Below are 13,749 nucleotides of genomic sequence, written 5' to 3' on the forward strand. Positions count from 1 at the left end.
CATGATCCCTCAGAGATTTTTCCTGATAATATTGCGCAGCTCGTCCATCTTGATAAAAACGGCATCGATATGTTGGCGATGGTTCTGGCTTTTGGCATAAATCTTTACTGCCCGATTATAGGCCAGCATTAATGCCTTATGGATTTCGCCGTCCGTCGGCGTTGCCGCCAACCGCCGTTCCAGTGCGTTAATTTCGGCTGCAATTTCATTGGCTTCATCATCGTAATTCGTGGCGGGCAGCGTTTCTTTTTCCCGCTGACGTTTCATAAAATTAAACATATATTCTCCAGTCTATCCCTGCGCCTTTCTCGTCGCGGCATGGTGTATCAATCGGCCCCTGTAAGGGCGAATATATTCGGCCCCGACTCAGGCAGGCGCAGCATGCCGCGCCCCTACAATAGCGGGGATCCGGGACTGATGAGTTAACCGCTTGACCGCGACTTGAAATGCACAGGGTATATATTAAGAACTAATGACAACCGTTATTTAAACAGACCGATCTTTTCCGTTAATACCTCGGTGACGGCATTGTTAGCCGGGATCAGGAATTTCCGCACGCTGTCGTTCACTTTGCCTTTTTCAAACGTCTGCTTGCAGCGCCCAACCCACTGCACGTTCATCTCGGTGCCCACGTTGACCTTTTCAATGCCGCCGGCCACCGCGCGCCGCATGTCTTCATCGCTGACCCCGGTGCCGCCGTGCAACACCAGCGGGGTATGGGTGGCCGCGGTGATTTCCGCCAGGCGCTGGTGCTGGATATGCGCCTTGCCGGTGTACAGCCCGTGGACGGTGCCGACCGACACGGCCAGCATATCGACCCCGGTTTCGTCTACAAAGCGCTTGGCGTCTTCCACGGCAGTAAAACAGATGTCCTCTTCCGCGACCGCCTTGCCGTCCTCCGAACCGCCGATCGCGCCCAGTTCAGCCTCCACCGAGACGTTACGCTGGCGGGCAATGTCGATCACCTTGCGGGTATTGGCGATATTCTCGTCCATATCAAGGTGCGAACCGTCATACATCACCGAACTGAAACCGGCATCAATCGCCGTCTCGATCGAGGCGATGTCCGAGCAGTGATCCAGGTGCAGACAGGTGGGCACGTCTTCGCTTGCCGCCAGCGAGCGCACCGAATCAACCAGCAGCCGGTAGCCCAGGTACTCGGCGGTGCCGGTGGAGATCTGGATCATCAGCGGGCTGTGGGTGGCCTTGGCCGCCTTGAAAAAGGCCGGCAGCATCTCCAGGCAATGAAGATTGAATGAGCCTATCGCCTTGAAGTCGCGGGCCTTGGCAACGGATAACAGTTCGTTGAAATTATAGAGTTTCATGGACTTTCCCCTCAGGGTGTTTGGTTGATTTACCGTTAACGAACCACGCAATCAGCGTGACGAAGACAATAAACAGGGCGATGAACAGCCAGTTGCCCTGGAAGGCATGCCCCATCACCAGGCCGCTGCTGATGACGTCGGAATCGCTGAAGGTCACACCGACAAAACCGTAACTTTCCAGCATCGGCACCAGAATGGCCGGCAGGAAGGTGATGAACAGGCCGTGAACCACGCCACCGATCATCGCGCCGCGTCGTCCGCCAAGAGCGTTACCGAAAATGCCTGCGGTGCCGCCGGCGAAGAAGTTGGTGAGCAGGCCGGGCAGGATCATCGCCAGACCGAACATCGGGAAAACGATCATGCCGATGATGGAACCCAGGGTCGTGGCCAGGAAACCGACAATCACCGCATTGGGCGCATAGGGGAACAACACCGGGCAATCCAGCGCCGGGCGGGCATCCGGCACGATGCGCATGGCAATGCCGCGAAACGCCGGCACCAGCTCATTCAGCAACAGACGCACGCCGCTGTAGAGGATAAACACGCCGGCGACGAACTGAATGGCCTGCATAAAGGAGTACATCAGGTAATTCATACCACCGGCGTATTGGGCGATGAACTGCGGCCCGGCCGCCAGTGCGGGGATCAGGTACATCGGGATCATCACCACCGCCATCGACAGATAGGTGTCTTGCAGAAACTTGAAGTTGTCGGGTAATTCCAGATCCTCGGTGGAACGCGACCCTTTGCCGACCACCTTGGCGACCGCCGCCTGCACCAGATAACCGATGGTGCAGAAGTGCCCCAGCGCCACCTCGTCTGAACCGGTGATTTTGCGCACTACCGGCTGCGCCAGTGCCGGCATCAACACCGCCATCACGCCGCCAAAGATCCCGCCGGTCAAAATCAGCGGCATCCCGGTCAACCCGGCTTTATAGCCGATCACCGCGCCGATGGTAGCCATCCACAACAACGCCTGCCCGGTCAGGAAAATGTATTTGAACGGGGTGATGCGGGCGATGATGATATTCACGGCGAAAATCACCAGCAGCGTCATCGCCACTTCAGAACCCAGCTCGCGGTTGGCCAGGCCGGCAATGGCGGCGACGTCGGTGATGTAACCGGTCATGCCGAAGCCGTGGGTGAAGATACTGTTCAGGTAGGTCAGGGCGCCGACAATGATGTTGATGCCCGCCATCATGATCAGAAAGCCCAACAGCGTTTTGAACGTGCCTTCGGCGACCTTGCCGATGGATTTTTTCTGCAGCAACAACCCCAGCATGGCGATAAAGGCAATCAGGATCGACGCCTGACCCAGCAGATCTTTGACGATAAAATCGATCAGGCTACTCATGATGGGGGCCCTTCATGTCGCGCTCTTTCAAAAAGGCCACAATCTTTTGCTCGATTTCCGCTTTATCGGTGAGCCGGTGGAGAACAATGACCCGTTTTTTTTCTTCTTCGCTGGCGTCGGCATTTAAAATATCGGCGAAGGTTTTTTGGGTAAGAATAATATCTGATTTAAAGGCGCTGGCTTCAGAGATTGTGGTGTGATCAATATCGGCTTCAATCTCTAATTTTTTAAGCACCGCTTTTGCGCTCATTTCGATGGCAAAGCTGGAGCCGAGGCCGCAGCCGCAAACACACAGTATTTTAAGCATGGACATCTCCTCAGATTATATTTAACTGCCTGGCGAGTTTGTAATGGTGTCCTTCGGTGTCGACCAAACGTTTTTGCATGCTGATTAAATCAATCGGAATAGGTTGGTTGCCGGCATTAATAATGATTGCCTTGTTTTTCATTCCGGAATGAATACAGCGCACGACTTCGCTGGCCATAAGGGTTCCCTGATAAATTTCTTCGCAGGTGGGATCGCCATTGCGCAGACCGTACCCCACGATGGTTTTGCGAATACGCACGCCAATCTTGGGTTCCAGCTGTTTAATCATGGTGTCGATCGCCCCCTGGAAGCCTGGCGAATACTCTTTTGTATATCCTTCAGAACATAAAATGATAACGCTGTTTTGCCGCTCCAGCCGGTGGGTTATTTTTTCCGCCAATGCGTTCAAGGGATGTTGGCATTCTGGAATCAGGGCAAAGTCCGCATTGGATTTTATCGCCGATTGCAGCGTCAGTTCCCCGCAGTAACCGCCCAGCAGCTCAATCATAAATACGCGGCCCGGCAGGGCGCGCCCGGTATTTCTCAGCTTGGAGACTTCTTTTATCACCTGCTCGCAGGCGGTGGAAAAGCCGATGGTGTAGTAGCTGCCAAAAACGTCATTGTCGATGGTCATGCCCACGCCAAAACAGTTAACGCCAAACTCGCTGAGCGTATTTAAAAACTGCAGCGAGCCGTCGCCGCCGGCCATAATAAGCACGTCAATGTGCAGAGCTTTAAGTTGCTTGCCGATAGTTTCATATTCACTGGCGACCAGTTTCTTTGCCGTTCGGCCAGAAGAGATAATGGGCATCGATGAAATAGAGAAATCGACCAGATCGCGTCTGGCGATGGAATGATGCTGATTAGCCAGTAAGCCCGGTATTCCGCCGTTAAAAAGAACGATATCTGCCTGCGCCAGCCTGGCGACCTGGAAAATAAAGTTGTTGATACCGGTGACATCGCCACCGCTTATTACCACGCCGATTTTCATATGCCTGCTCCCAGCCCGTTCCGTTGCAGTCATTGTTATTTTTGGCATCGGTAAAATTTGCAAGCGATATCACAAAACAATCACAAATATTTCCTTGGAACACATTGACAGCACTATTGAGAGTGATTTTTCTGTGAGGCTTGTCTCGTTTTTGTTTTTGATAGATAAAAGAGAAAAGGTGACTATTTATTGATAATCAATATGTTGCCATTCGATTGCTGCGGTTTTTTTATAAAGCGGGAAAAATAGCAGGTTGGGCCGGGATCAGTTTAATGAAATGTGATTACTCTCGCATTTTTTGTGGCAGTGAGACGAATACGTAAAATTAATATCCCTCAATATGGGGGCAGGATTAAATAGCTGCGCCTAATAGTACTGCTGGTGAGGAGCATGCAGAGCGCCGACACGCCGTGAATGCATCCATGGAGGCTCGTATCGCGCGTCCATGCGCTCAACGGTCGGCTAACCTGCATGCTCTCCACCCGTCCCAAGCTTGGGGTGTTGCGGTATTAAACGCAGCCATTTAATAACCGCGCATTGATTAAGTCTTTTATTTGGCCGTGCCACTCAGGCCCTCACCACGGTGACCCCGGCCTGTTCCAGCGGGGCGATCAACGCGGCGTCGGTCGCACGTTCGACAATAATGGTCTGCGCCAGCGTGATGTCGCCAATCGCAAATTGTGAGGCGGCGTTCAGCTTGGCGGCGGAGGCCAGCACCACGGTTTCTGCCGCCCGTGCCGCCAGCGCGCGCTTGATATAGGCCTCTTCGAGATCGCCGGTGCTGAGCCCGGCGGTCGGGTGCACGCCCGTCACGCCCATAAAGTAAATGTCGGCGCGGATATGCGACATGGCTTCCACCGCAGCGGCACCCACGCTGACGATCGAGTGTTTATACAATCGCCCGCCGATCAGGATCACCTCCACTTTGGGGTGTTCAACCAACCCGACCGCCACGCTGGGGCTGTGGGTGACGATAGTCGCCTCCAGCGTGGGCGGCAGCTGTTTCACCAGCTCGGCGGAGGTGGTGCCGCCATCGATGATCACCACTTGCCCTGGAATGATCATCGCCGCTGCGGCTTTGGCGATGGCACGCTTGGCGGCCGATTCCTGCCCGTTTCTTTCGGCAAAGGTGCCGATGGCGGGGGAGACCGGCAACGCGCCGCCGTGCACCCTTTGCAGCAGCCCTTCGCTGTCCAGCTCACGCAGATCGCGGCGGAGGGTGTCTTCGGACAGCCCGAACATTTCGCTGAGTTGTTTGGCCAGCACCTGTCCGTCCTGTGCCAGTTTTTCCAGAATGATTTTTTTGCGCTGACTGGTGAGCATCGCGTTGTCCCGTTAAATTTTGCACTGCACGAAATATCTTGATCATACACGAAACTGCACGATAGTATCCAGTTCCTTTCCTGAGTTGTGGAGTTGACCAACATGATTGCGACCAAAGATCGGGTTCGAATCGTTGAAACCCGGGTGTTGTCCGACGACTGGTATCTGCTGAAAAAAACCACCTTTGATTTTTTGCGCCGTGATGGCGTATGGCAACGGCAAAACCGCGAAACTTACGATCGCGGCGACGGTGCGACCATTTTGCTGTTTAACCGGCAGGTGCAAAAGGTGGTGCTGACGCGCCAGTTCCGCTTCCCGGTGTTCGTCAACGGCCACGACGGCATGCTGATAGAGGCCGCCGCCGGCTTGCTGGACAATGCCTCGCCGGAGGAGCGCATTCGCGCCGAAGCTGAGGAGGAAACCGGCTATCGGGTGCAAAACGTGCAAAAGGTGTTCGAGGCCTATATGAGCCCCGGTTCGGTGACCGAAAAACTGCATTTCTTTGTCGGGGAATACGCTGCCGACAGCCGGGTGAGCGACGGCGGCGGGGTGGAGGCGGAAGGCGAAGACCTCGAGGTGATCGAGATGCCGCTGGCGGACGCTCTGCACGCCATCCGGCAAGGAATTATCGTAGATGCCAAAACCATTATGCTGCTGCAGTTTGTGGCGCTTAACCGTACCCTGGAGAATAACCGATGAGTGCTCAATTGATTCTGATAGCCGGCCCGTACCGCAGCGGCACCGATGGCGATCCGCAGCGCATTGCCGCTAACCTGCACCATTTGGAACAGGCGGCGCTCGAGGTGTATCAGCGCGGACATGTGCCGGTGATTGGCGAATGGTTGGCGCTGCCGTTGGCGGCGGCGGCCGGTTCAACCCAATTGGGGGACGCGGTAAGCGAGGCGTTTCTCTATCCGGTGGCTCATCGGTTGATTGCCCAATGCCAGGCTATTTACCGCATTGAAGGCGCATCGGCGGGGGCGGACAACGACGTGCGGCTGGCTAATGAACGTGGGTTGAGCGTGTATTACCGCCTGGACGATATCCCGCAGGTGAAATGAACAGAGGGCGAACAGGTTCGCCCTGAATGGCCCAATAGCGGGCGCGGCCTGTAACCGGTGACGGCTTGGCCAATACTCGGTGCCAGGCCGGTCGACTAAACCTCGCCCAGAACAAACCTCAGCCCGCTAATCAGCTTATCCATGCCGGCTTCCACCTTGCTGCGTGGGCAACCGACGTTCAGCCGCAGGAAGCCGCGGCCCTCTTCGCCGTAAGTGAAACCCGGCATAATCGCGACCTTTTCGCGGTCGATCAGTACCTGTTGCAGTTGGCTGTCATCAACGCCCAGCGGGCGCAGATCGATCCAGGCCAGATAGGTGGCCTGCGGCGGTTGCCAGCCGAGCGCCGGGAACGCCTGGTTCAGCCGTTCGGCGACGTAGGTCAGGTTGTCTTGCAGGTAATCGCGCAGTGCATCCAGCCAGGGTTCGCCGTGGCGATAGGCGGCAATGTGCGCCACCACCGCCAACACCGCCGGTGAAGACAGCCCGTCGCGGCTTTTCAGCAGTTGAGTGTAGGCGTCGCGAGCGGCATCGTCGCTGATAAACCCGTAGGCGCCGGTCAGCGCCGGAATATTGAAGGTTTTGGAGCCGGAAGTCAGCAGGGCCCAGGGCGTGGTCGCCACCTGGCTCCATGGCGTGTGGCGCCTCTCGCCCCACACCATGTCCATATGGATCTCATCGCTGATCACCCGTACATCATGGCGTTCGCACAGCTCGGCCATCTGCTGCAACTCCGCCACGCTCCACACCTTGCCGGTCGGGTTGTGAGGGCTGCACAACAGCAGGATCTTGGTTTGCGGCCGCGCCAGCAGCGCTTCCAGGTGCGCCATATCGCACAGCCATTGGTCGCCGTCCTTGTGCAACGGGCAGGCCAACAGTTGACGCTGATTACCGAGGATCACCTTATAAAAAGCGTCATAGGCCGGCGTGTGAGTGACCACGAACTCCCCCGGCGCCGACCACAGGCGGATCATCTGCGCTGCCATGTAGATCACCGACGGACCGTAAACCGCCATCCCGGTGTCGATCGGCGTATTGAAACGCTGCTGATACCAGTGGCGCACCGCGCCGAGAAATTCCTCATGCTGCCAGCGGCTGTAGCCCAGCACGCCGTGCTGCAGGCGCTGTTGCAGCGCCTCGATAATGCAGGGGGCGGTAGCGAAATCCATATCGGAGATGGTGAACGGCAGCAGATCATCGCTGCCAAAGCGATCGGCAATGTAGTCCCACTGCGTGCACCAGGTGCCGTGCCGATCGATCGGAGTAGAAAAATCAAACATGTGACGCTCCCTGCAGGGCGGCAGCAGGTTGCGATGCCGCTATCAGTGAGTCTAATTCATCTTTCACCGATTGTACCTGCGGGCCGATCACCACTTGCAGATTATGGTCATTGAGGTGCACTACGCCAATGGCGCGGTTGGCCTTCAGCGCCGCGTCATCCACCTGGCTCATGTCGCTGACCGACAGGCGCAGGCGGGTGATGCAGTTATCCAGCGAAACGATATTTTCGCTGCCGCCCAGTGCCGCCAAAATGGCCGGCACGTTATAACCGGATTTACCGACCGCGCCCGCCGGCGCGCTTTGGCTGGCGGCGGTGTCGCTCTCGCGGCCCGGCGTTTTGATGTTAAAGCGCTGGATGGAGAAGCGGAAAATGGCGTAGTAGGCGGCAAACCAGATGGCGGCGACAATCGGCACCAGATACCACTTGGTGGCGGTGCCGTGCAGGATGCCGAACACCACGAAATCGATGATATTGCCGTCGGTGTTCCCGATGGTCACGCCCAGCAGCGCCATCAGGGTGAAGCCCAGCCCGGTCAGAATGGCGTGGATGAAGTACAGGAACGGCGCTACGAACAGGAACAAGAACTCGATCGGCTCGGTGGTGCCGCCGACCACGCAGGCTACCACGCCGGAGATCAGCAGACCCTTGATTTTATGTCGGTTTTCCGGCTTGGCGCAGTGATACATCGCCAACGCCGCACCCGGCAGGCCGCCGAGGAACGCCGGCATTTTACCCTGCGACAGGAAGCGGGTAGCGCTTTCGGCAAAGCCGGTGGTGGTTGGGCAGGAGAGTTGCGCCTGGAAAATGGTCAGGGCGCCGCTGACGCTGTGGCCGCAAACGTCCAGCGTGCCGCCCGCCTCGGTAAAGCGGATCAGCGCCACCAGAATATGGTGCAAACCGAAGGGTAACAGCAGGCGTTCGCCGGTGCCGAAAATCATCGGGCCAAAAGCGCCCGCGCCGTTGATCACCCAGCCGAGGCCGTTGATGCCGGCGGCGAACCAGGGCCAGATCAACGGAATAACCAGCCCGCACAGACCCAGCACCAGGGTGGTGACGATCGGCACAAAGCGGGTGCCGCCGAAGAATGCCAGCGCATCCGGCAGACGGATGGTATTGAAACGCTCATGCAGCAGATAAACGATAATGCCGACGATCACCGCGCCCAAAATGCCGGTGTCGATTGATTGGATTCCGAGGATGTTCTGGATGTTATTGGCTTTTAACACCAGCGGATCTGTGGTGGGCAGGATGCCGGTAGTGGTCAGATAAAAATTGGTAGCCAGGTTCAGCACGGCAAAGCCGACAAAGCCGGAGAACGCGGCGACGCCTTTGTTTTCGCGCGCCATGCCCAGCGGAATGGCGATGGCGAACATCACCGGCAGGAAGCTAAAGGCAAAAGAACCCACCTTGCTCATCCAGGTGAACAGCAACTGGAAGGCGGGGTGGCCGATAAAAGGCAGCAAAGTGATGACATCGCGGCTGCTCAGCGAACTGCCGATCCCCAGCATGATGCCGCAAAAAGACAGCAAGGCGACGGGCAGCATGAATGTCTTGCCCAGGCTCTGGAAAAACTCCCAGAGCGTTATTTTTTGTTTTTTAGATGCTGGCATGACCGGCGGCTCCTGGCGAAAAAACGTGCAAAAGTGATGTGTGCCCCTGTTAGGTAAAAATAAGATAAAACGTTTTACCTAGCAAAAATGCGCCGCTAATCACAATTATGGCAGGTGCTTTACGGTGACAATGGTTATGCCAGTAAAACGTTTTACCGAACAAAGAGATTCGGTATACCATGGCTTCAAAGACAGGCCCTATGGCTTTCAGGCTGCAGCGTTTGCACACTATGCCCAGGATCGGGCTTGCAGGGGTTATGACCATCAAAAAGATCACCATCACCGATGTCGCACAGCAGGCTGGCGTCTCCGTCACCACCGTGTCACTGGTGCTGAGCGGCAAGGGGCGTATTTCGGGCACCACAGTGACGCGGGTCAATGAGGCGATCGAACGGCTGGGTTATGTGCGCAACCGCCAGGCGGCGACGTTGCGTGGCGGTGAATCCGGCGTGATAGGGCTGATCCTGCGCGATATCTGCGACCCTTTTTATGCCGAAATGACCGCGGGCCTGAGCGAGGTGCTGGAGGCGCACGGCAAAGTGCTGTTCCTCACCCAGAGCGGTCGCGACGGCAAAGGGCTGATGCGCTGTTTTGACACGCTGCTGGAACATGGCGTCGACGGTATGGTGCTGGCGGGCGGTATGCGTTCGGCGGCGGGTCTGAAGGAAAAGGCCGCAGAGCAGGGCGTTCCCCTGGTGTGCGCCGCGCGTTCGAACGGGCTGGAAGGCGTCGACGTGGTGCGCCCGGACAACATGCAGGCCGCCAAGATGGCCACGGAATTCCTGATCAAACGCGGCCACAGCCAAATTGCCTATCTGGGCGGCCAGAGCAGTTCACTGACCCGCGCGGAACGGCTGGGGGGCTTTTGCGCCACGCTGGTGCAGTATGGCCTGCCTTTTCGCTCCGAATGGATTGTCGAATGCGATGGCCATCAACGGGCGGCGGCGGAGGCGGCGGAAAACCTGCTGCGCCAATACCCGAACATCAGCGCGCTGGTGTGTCACAAGGCTTCGGTGGCGTTGGGCGCTTATTTCGGCATTGTGCGCAGCGGGCGCAGCATAGGTTCGGAAGGTGTGGACACCTATTATGGCCAGCAGGTCGCGTTGATTGGTTTTGGCGACGTGCCCGAAGCCGAACTGACCGAACCGCCGCTGACCCTGGTGTCCAGCTCTGCGTTGGAGGTTGGGCGCAGCGCGGCTTCACGCTTGTTGCAGCGGATTGGCGACGCCGGGTTGCCGGCGCAAAACGTCATGCTGCCGCCGCGACTGATCGAGCGCGGTTCTGCCTAAGCCTGTTCTTGCCGGGCCTGCTGTTGCAGCCAGCCTTCGAAGGTTTTCATCGCCGGGGTCATTGCGCGGGATTTCAGGCGGGTCAGCCAATAACCGCCCAGATTCGCTTCGGCGGCAAAGGGGCGCACCAGCAGCCCGCCCTGCAATTCCCGGTCGAACATACTGGCGGGAGCCAGCGCCACACCGCCGCAGTTTATCGCCCCCTCGACCATCAATCGCGACGCATCGAACACCGGGCCGTTAATGCGCCAGGGGGCGATCTGCGCGGCGGCAAACCAGCGTTCCCATTCATCCTTGCGGTAACTGCGCATCAGCAGCTCGTTTTTAAGATCCTCCGGTGAACGCAGCCGCACGGCGACCTCCGGCGGGCACAACACCGTCAACGGCGCGTCAAACAGTTTGATATTGCAGGTTGCGGGCCACAGCCCCTCGCCGAAGCGAATGGCGAAATCCATGCCGTCCGCCGACAGGTTAACCAGATTGTTGTTGGTCAAGATACGCAGATCGATAAACGGATGGGCCTCCCTGAACGACGCCAGCCGCGGCATCAGCCAGCCGACCGCAAAGGTACCGACCACCGCAATCGTCAGTACCTCATGAAAATGGCCGCCTTCAAACTGCTGCAGTACCGACTCGATGCGGTCAAAGGATTCGGTTAGCACCGGCAGCAGCGCCTGGCCTTCTTCGGTAAGATCCAGACCGCGCGGCAGGCGCTTGAACAGCACAATGCCCAGCTGTTCTTCCAGCATGCGCACCTGCTGGCTGACGGCGGCCTGGGTCACGCTCAGTTCCAGCCCGGCGCGGGTAAAGTTAAGGTGGCGGGCGGAGGATTCAAAAGCACGCAGTGCATTCAGCGGCAGTCGGTTACGCATAACAACCTATAAGTTTTTCTTTTGGCTAGGTGAAATTATTATCGCTTGTCAGGTGAAGGATAAACACCGATATTTTGCGCACTCGTTGCAGTTATTCTGCGGCGAGCCAAGGAATAATCGATACCCATGCCTTTCAGGCCGCAACGTTGTTGGCTGCAACCTGAAATTCGCCGGGTATAATCACTCAAGGACAGGGTCACGCCGACTGACAAAAAAATCTATTGGCGGCAACCCTTCAATACAATGAGCTTGTTATCATGAAGAGAATTCATAAGCTGGCGGTGGCGTTGCTGACCGCACTGGCGATACCGGCAGGCCATGCCGCAGACAAAGTCGACATCGATGCCATCGTTCAACCGCTGATGCAGAAATATGGCGTGCCGGGTATGGCGATCGCGGTATCGGTGGAGGGGAAACAGCAGTTTTATCATTATGGCGTGGCGTCCAAACAGACCGGCAAACCCATCACCAACCAGACGCTGTTTGAAATCGGCTCGCTGAGCAAAACCTTCACCGCCACGTTGGCGGCCTATGCCAACGATGAGGGCAAACTGTCGTTCGCCGAGCCGGCCAGCCGGTACCTGCCGGAGCTGCGCGGCAGCGCGTTTGACCATGTCAGCCTGCTGAATCTGGCGACTCACACTTCCGGGCTGCCGCTGTTTGTGCCGGACGAGGTGACCAACGACGCGCAGTTGATGGCCTATTACAAGCAATGGCAGCCATCTCAACCGGCGGGCAGCACCCGCGTTTATTCCAATCTGGGCATCGGCATGCTGGGGATGATCACGGCCAAAAGCCTGAACCAACCCTTTGCTCAGGCGATGGAGCAACGCTTGTTCCCGGCGCTGGGGCTGACGCACAGCTACATTAACGTGCCGACAGGCCAAATGGCGAATTATGCCCAGGGTTACAACAAAAAAGATCAGCCGGTGCGGGTCACTCCGGGGCCGCTGGATGCCGAATCCTACGGCGTCAAATCCAATGCGCAGGATTTGATCCGCTACCTCGAGGCCAATATGCAGGTCGCGAAGGTGGGGGATAAATGGCGCAAGGCGTTGGACGAAACCCATACCGGCTATTACCGGGCAGGGGTATTCACCCAGGATCTGATGTGGGAAAGCTACCCTTATCCGGTGGCGCTGGCGCGCCTGACGGAGGGCAACAATGCCGGGATGATCATGAACGGCACCTCGGCCACCGCCATTACGCCGCCGCAACGGGAACAGGGCGCGGCCTGGTTCAATAAAACCGGCTCGACCGGCGGCTTTTCTACCTATGCGGTGTTTTTGCCCAAGCAAAAAATTGCCGTGGTAATGCTGGCCAACAAATGGTTCCCGAATGACGATCGGGTGGCGGCCACTTACCGCATCGTGCAGGCGCTGGAAAAACCTTAAGTCGCAGCCTCAGGGCGCCGCAATGGCGCTCTGAGGCATATCCTGCAACGCCTGTTTCTCGCGCATAAAATCAACGAATACCCGCAGCTTGAGCGGCATATGACGGCTGGCAGGGAAATAGATGAAAAAACCGGGCGAATCGCCGGCGTAATCCGCCAATACCTCCACCAGTTGCCCGTTTTCCAGCTCGCGCTGCACCGTACCGCGAAAGCGCTGGGTCATGCCTAGCCCCGCCAGCGCGGCGTCTTTTATCAGCCGATCCTCATTGAAAATCAGGCTCCCGCCGACCTCCAGCGACAGGTGCTCGTCATTCTGCCTGAAATACCAGGGTTCAAATTTTCCGCTGCCGGGGAAACGGTAGCGCAGGCAATTATGCTCGCTCAGTGCCGCCGGCGTTAGCGGTATGCCGCGTTGCGCCAGATAGCCCGGAGAGGCGATCACCACCCGCCGTTGGCCGTTATCGATCGGTACCGCAACCATGTCTTTCTGCAACATGGCGCGCATACGGATGCCGGCATCGAAGCTGCCGAGCACCAGATCGGAAAAATGGTCGTCGGTAAACAGCTCAAGCTGTACTTCGGGGTAACGTGCCTGAAACTCCTCCAGATAAGGCATCACCAGCAGGGACGTGGCCAGTTGCGGCAAGGTAATGCGCAGCAGGCCGGAAGGTTGCCCGCGCAGGATGCGGAGATCGTCCGCCGCCACGTCGATTTGGCTCATGGCCGGCGCCACCCGCCGGTAAAAAATCTTTCCTTCATCGCTCAGCCGTACTGAACGACTGGTGCGGTTGAACAGCCTGACGCCCAGCCGCGTTTCCAGCGCCTGAATGTTTTGCGACACCGCCGGTGGCGTAACACCCAACTGGTTGGCCGCCTGGGTAAAGCTGCCCAGCCGGGCGACGGCCTCGAAGAACGGCAGCAACTGTAACAGTGAACTCATCGATT

At 57.5% G+C, this 13,749-nt stretch carries 14 protein-coding genes; 4 read left to right on the plus strand and 10 right to left on the minus strand.

Annotation, left to right across the window (positions count from 1 at the left end; all coding sequences use genetic code 11):
• Positions 1 to 9: 9 nt before the first annotated feature.
• The 6 genes from ACUTQW_RS04385 to ACUTQW_RS04410 form a co-directional block, all read right to left on the minus strand.
• Positions 10 to 279, minus strand: coding sequence for a hypothetical protein (locus ACUTQW_RS04385; protein WP_202290750.1), 270 nt, complete (start codon positions 277 to 279; stop codon positions 10 to 12).
• A gap of 203 nt (positions 280 to 482) precedes the next feature.
• A complete protein-coding gene (locus ACUTQW_RS04390; protein ID WP_006324985.1) occupies positions 483 to 1,325 on the minus strand; it encodes a class II fructose-bisphosphate aldolase in 843 nt (280 codons plus the stop codon).
• Positions 1,312 to 2,679 carry a PTS sugar transporter subunit IIC gene (locus tag ACUTQW_RS04395; protein ID WP_004943944.1) on the minus strand — a complete coding sequence of 456 codons (1,368 nt, stop codon included), beginning with the start codon at positions 2,677 to 2,679 and terminating at the stop codon, positions 1,312 to 1,314. Before ACUTQW_RS04395 ends, ACUTQW_RS04390 begins: the two co-directional genes overlap by 14 nt.
• Complete coding sequence (locus ACUTQW_RS04400; protein WP_037432810.1) at positions 2,672 to 2,986, minus strand: PTS sugar transporter subunit IIB; 315 nt, start codon at positions 2,984 to 2,986, stop codon at positions 2,672 to 2,674. Before ACUTQW_RS04400 ends, ACUTQW_RS04395 begins: the two co-directional genes overlap by 8 nt.
• Positions 2,987 to 2,996: 10 nt before the next feature.
• Positions 2,997 to 3,977, minus strand: a complete 981-nt coding sequence (locus tag ACUTQW_RS04405) for a 6-phosphofructokinase (RefSeq protein WP_006324988.1) — start codon at positions 3,975 to 3,977, stop codon at positions 2,997 to 2,999.
• A gap of 567 nt (positions 3,978 to 4,544) precedes the next feature.
• Positions 4,545 to 5,300 carry a DeoR/GlpR family DNA-binding transcription regulator gene (locus ACUTQW_RS04410; RefSeq protein WP_006324989.1) on the minus strand — a complete coding sequence of 252 codons (756 nt, stop codon included), beginning with the start codon at positions 5,298 to 5,300 and terminating at the stop codon, positions 4,545 to 4,547.
• A gap of 102 nt (positions 5,301 to 5,402) precedes the next feature.
• On the opposite strand from ACUTQW_RS04410, the gene ACUTQW_RS04415 reads away from it, so the two are divergent.
• Together ACUTQW_RS04415 and ACUTQW_RS04420 are read left to right on the plus strand one after the other, a co-directional pair.
• A complete protein-coding gene (locus ACUTQW_RS04415; RefSeq protein WP_004943960.1) occupies positions 5,403 to 5,999 on the plus strand; it encodes an NUDIX domain-containing protein in 597 nt (198 codons plus the stop codon).
• A complete protein-coding gene (locus ACUTQW_RS04420) occupies positions 5,996 to 6,361 on the plus strand; it encodes a hypothetical protein (protein WP_004943963.1) in 366 nt (121 codons plus the stop codon). The genes ACUTQW_RS04415 and ACUTQW_RS04420 overlap by 4 nt, the downstream gene beginning before the upstream one ends.
• A gap of 95 nt (positions 6,362 to 6,456) precedes the next feature.
• On the opposite strand, the gene ACUTQW_RS04425 is transcribed toward ACUTQW_RS04420, so the two are convergent.
• Together ACUTQW_RS04425 and malX are read right to left on the minus strand one after the other, a co-directional pair.
• Complete coding sequence (locus ACUTQW_RS04425) at positions 6,457 to 7,638, minus strand: MalY/PatB family protein (RefSeq protein ID WP_445654809.1); 1,182 nt, start codon at positions 7,636 to 7,638, stop codon at positions 6,457 to 6,459.
• Positions 7,631 to 9,250, minus strand: coding sequence for a maltose/glucose-specific PTS transporter subunit IIBC (malX, locus tag ACUTQW_RS04430; protein WP_235196167.1), 1,620 nt, complete (start codon positions 9,248 to 9,250; stop codon positions 7,631 to 7,633). The genes ACUTQW_RS04425 and malX overlap by 8 nt, the downstream gene beginning before the upstream one ends.
• A gap of 257 nt (positions 9,251 to 9,507) precedes the next feature.
• Here malX and ACUTQW_RS04435 point away from each other — a divergent pair, with 257 nt between their 5' ends.
• Positions 9,508 to 10,539 (plus strand): Mal regulon transcriptional regulator MalI, encoded by a 1,032-nt coding sequence (locus ACUTQW_RS04435; protein WP_006324997.1) that lies wholly within the window; start codon positions 9,508 to 9,510, stop codon positions 10,537 to 10,539.
• On the opposite strand, the gene ACUTQW_RS04440 is transcribed toward ACUTQW_RS04435, so the two are convergent.
• A complete protein-coding gene (locus ACUTQW_RS04440) occupies positions 10,536 to 11,411 on the minus strand; it encodes a LysR family transcriptional regulator (RefSeq protein WP_006324998.1) in 876 nt (291 codons plus the stop codon). The two genes, ACUTQW_RS04435 and ACUTQW_RS04440, sit on opposite strands and share 4 nt — an antisense overlap.
• A 257-nt stretch (positions 11,412 to 11,668) precedes the next feature.
• On the opposite strand from ACUTQW_RS04440, the gene ampC reads away from it, so the two are divergent.
• The gene (gene ampC, locus ACUTQW_RS04445) at positions 11,669 to 12,805 is read left to right on the plus strand and encodes a class C beta-lactamase (RefSeq protein ID WP_006324999.1); all 1,137 of its coding nucleotides are present in this window, start codon (positions 11,669 to 11,671) and stop codon (positions 12,803 to 12,805) included.
• Between the two features lie 9 nt (positions 12,806 to 12,814).
• Here ampC and ACUTQW_RS04450 read toward each other — a convergent pair whose 3' ends face one another.
• Complete coding sequence (locus ACUTQW_RS04450; RefSeq protein WP_006325000.1) at positions 12,815 to 13,744, minus strand: LysR family transcriptional regulator; 930 nt, start codon at positions 13,742 to 13,744, stop codon at positions 12,815 to 12,817.
• Positions 13,745 to 13,749: the final 5 nt, after the last annotated feature.

The organism is Serratia sp. TSA_7 (assembly GCF_052692135.1).

Bases quoted from the DNA above. Each gene is read 5' to 3' on its own strand.
- ACUTQW_RS04385 (WP_202290750.1), bottom strand. From the start codon at position 279: ATGTTTAATTTTATGAAACGTCAGCGGGAAAAAGAAACGCTGCCCGCC.
- ACUTQW_RS04390 (WP_006324985.1), bottom strand. From the start codon at position 1,325: ATGAAACTCTATAATTTCAACGAACTGTTATCCGTTGCCAAGGCCCGC.
- ACUTQW_RS04395 (WP_004943944.1), bottom strand. From the start codon at position 2,679: ATGAGTAGCCTGATCGATTTTATCGTCAAAGATCTGCTGGGTCAGGCG.
- ACUTQW_RS04400 (WP_037432810.1), bottom strand. From the start codon at position 2,986: ATGCTTAAAATACTGTGTGTTTGCGGCTGCGGCCTCGGCTCCAGCTTT.
- ACUTQW_RS04405 (WP_006324988.1), bottom strand. From the start codon at position 3,977: ATGAAAATCGGCGTGGTAATAAGCGGTGGCGATGTCACCGGTATCAAC.
- ACUTQW_RS04410 (WP_006324989.1), bottom strand. From the start codon at position 5,300: ATGCTCACCAGTCAGCGCAAAAAAATCATTCTGGAAAAACTGGCACAG.
- ACUTQW_RS04415 (WP_004943960.1), top strand. From the start codon at position 5,403: ATGATTGCGACCAAAGATCGGGTTCGAATCGTTGAAACCCGGGTGTTG.
- ACUTQW_RS04420 (WP_004943963.1), top strand. From the start codon at position 5,996: ATGAGTGCTCAATTGATTCTGATAGCCGGCCCGTACCGCAGCGGCACC.
- ACUTQW_RS04425 (WP_445654809.1), bottom strand. From the start codon at position 7,638: ATGTTTGATTTTTCTACTCCGATCGATCGGCACGGCACCTGGTGCACG.
- malX (WP_235196167.1), bottom strand. From the start codon at position 9,250: ATGCCAGCATCTAAAAAACAAAAAATAACGCTCTGGGAGTTTTTCCAG.
- ACUTQW_RS04435 (WP_006324997.1), top strand. From the start codon at position 9,508: ATGACCATCAAAAAGATCACCATCACCGATGTCGCACAGCAGGCTGGC.
- ACUTQW_RS04440 (WP_006324998.1), bottom strand. From the start codon at position 11,411: ATGCGTAACCGACTGCCGCTGAATGCACTGCGTGCTTTTGAATCCTCC.
- ampC (WP_006324999.1), top strand. From the start codon at position 11,669: ATGAAGAGAATTCATAAGCTGGCGGTGGCGTTGCTGACCGCACTGGCG.
- ACUTQW_RS04450 (WP_006325000.1), bottom strand. From the start codon at position 13,744: ATGAGTTCACTGTTACAGTTGCTGCCGTTCTTCGAGGCCGTCGCCCGG.